This is a genomic window from Bacillus sp. JJ1127, assembly GCF_036965845.1.
GTDB lineage: Bacteria > Bacillota > Bacilli > Bacillales > Bacillaceae_G > Bacillus_A.
This window is the reverse complement of sequence record NZ_JBALQK010000278.1, coordinates 1-1,912: the sequence shown is the minus strand read 5'-3', so window position 1 is coordinate 1,912 and position 1,912 is coordinate 1. Positions and strand designations below refer to the sequence as shown.

Annotated in this window: 2 protein-coding genes; one reads left to right on the top strand and one right to left on the bottom strand. The window is 36.2% G+C overall.

The features are described 5' to 3' along the window. The first annotated feature begins 112 nt into the window (after positions 1 to 112). The gene (locus V7183_RS22275) at positions 113 to 622 is read left to right on the top strand and encodes an SDR family NAD(P)-dependent oxidoreductase (protein WP_335360871.1); all 510 of its coding nucleotides are present in this window, start codon (positions 113 to 115) and stop codon (positions 620 to 622) included. Between the two features lie 69 nt (positions 623 to 691). Here V7183_RS22275 and V7183_RS22270 read toward each other — a convergent pair whose 3' ends face one another. Continuing rightward, positions 692 to 1,792 (bottom strand): ABC transporter ATP-binding protein, encoded by a 1,101-nt coding sequence (locus V7183_RS22270; RefSeq protein ID WP_335360870.1) that lies wholly within the window; start codon positions 1,790 to 1,792, stop codon positions 692 to 694. Between the last annotated feature and the right edge of the window lie 120 nt (positions 1,793 to 1,912).

Sequence of the window (1,912 nt, the reverse complement as noted above, 5' to 3'; positions counted from 1 at the left end):
CATAGAAGCGGTCAGGGCTTTTTTTGCCACATGCGAAGTAAAAACAGAAAGAGCACATGAGTGTAGGTGCCTTTTCCTGCTTGCAGATGTATCCGAGAAAGGAGTATACTGAATGACGGTAAGACTTACAGAAGGGGTAATGACAATGAAGCTTGCAGGGAAAGTCGCCGTTGTAACTGGCGGTGGCATCGGTATTGGACGTAGTACAGCTCTTTTGTTGGCAGCACAAGGTGCAAAAGTAATTGTGACGGATATTGATAGGGAAAATGGACAAGCAACAGCAGAGGAAATTGTAGAGTTAGGTGGAGAGGCACTGTTTGTATCCCATGATATGGAGAAACAAGGAGACTGGAAGTGCGTCATTAGTGTTGCAATTGAAGCTTATAATCGTATTGATATGCTATTTAATAATGCTGGTTTATATAAAATAGATCCTATTTTCTCACGTCAACAAGAGAACGATTCCAATATGCTATGTGTGAATGACGTTTGGATAGAAATAAAGCAATTAACGTCATCTCTTATGAAACAGCAAGAAGAAGTGATGTTGAGAGATTTACCTATTTTTGGCATCATCAGTACGGAAGAACAATCACTTCATACAGTAGAAACCCTAGTATAATAGTTGAAAACCGCCCTCGATATATACGTGGACGGTTTTTTTGTATATATTATAATAAAAATTACTATTTTAGCGAATACGTTTTTCTGTTTCACAATCAAAGAAATGCGCCTTATTCATATCAAAGGCAAGCTTAATTTGATCACCATGTGCAAACGTGTGTCTTGCATCAACGCGTGCTGCGAAATCTTGATTTCCTAGTTTCATATATAAGATAGATTCTGCCCCTAGTAATTCTGAAACTTCAATTTGAGTTGTAAATGTTGTCTCTTGTGAAGCCTCTAAAAATAAAAGTTCATCATGGATGTCTTCTGGACGTATTCCTAGTACAATCTCTTGATTCACATAACCTTGTTCACGTAATAATTTCATTTTGCCTTCAGATACTTTAATCTTTATCTTATCATCTATAACAAAGTCTTGTTCTGCTAATTTACCACGGAAGAAATTCATTGCAGGTGAGCCAATAAATCCACCAACGAAAATATTCTCTGGTGTTTCATATACTTCTTTTGGTGAACCGATTTGTTGGATTTTTCCATCTTTCATAACAACAAGGCGTGATGCCATTGTCATTGCCTCTGTTTGATCATGTGTTACATAAATTGTTGTTGTACCAAGTCGTTGATGTAATTTGGAAATTTCTGAGCGCATTGCTACACGTAATTTTGCATCTAGATTTGATAGAGGCTCGTCCATTAAAAAAACCTTTGCGTCACGGACAATCGCACGACCTAACGCAACACGTTGGCGTTGTCCACCAGATAGTGCTTTCGGTTTTCTATTTAAATATTCTTCAAGTCCTAAGATTCGAGCTGCATCCTGTACACGACGATCAATTTCGTCTTTTGGAATTTTACGAAGCTTTAAGCCAAATGCCATGTTATCATATACACTCATATGTGGATAGAGCGCATAGTTTTGAAAGACCATTGCAATATCTCGATCTTTTGGAGGAACATCATTCATTATTTTGCCATCGATTGAAAATTCCCCTTTTGAAATATCTTCGAGTCCAGCTACCATTCGTAATGTCGTTGACTTTCCGCATCCAGATGGACCAACGAACACGATAAACTCTTTATCTTGAATGTGTAAATTGAAGTCTGTTACCGCTGTTACGTTATTATCATATATTTTATAAATGTTTTCTAACTTTAGTTCTGCCATGACTTTTCCTCCTAGAAAAATTATGCAAACGTTTTCTTTAAATTTATTATAAACGAATACATTTGAAAAATAAATAAAAATGACACAAAAAATAAAACGTTTTCATAAATTAGATAAAAT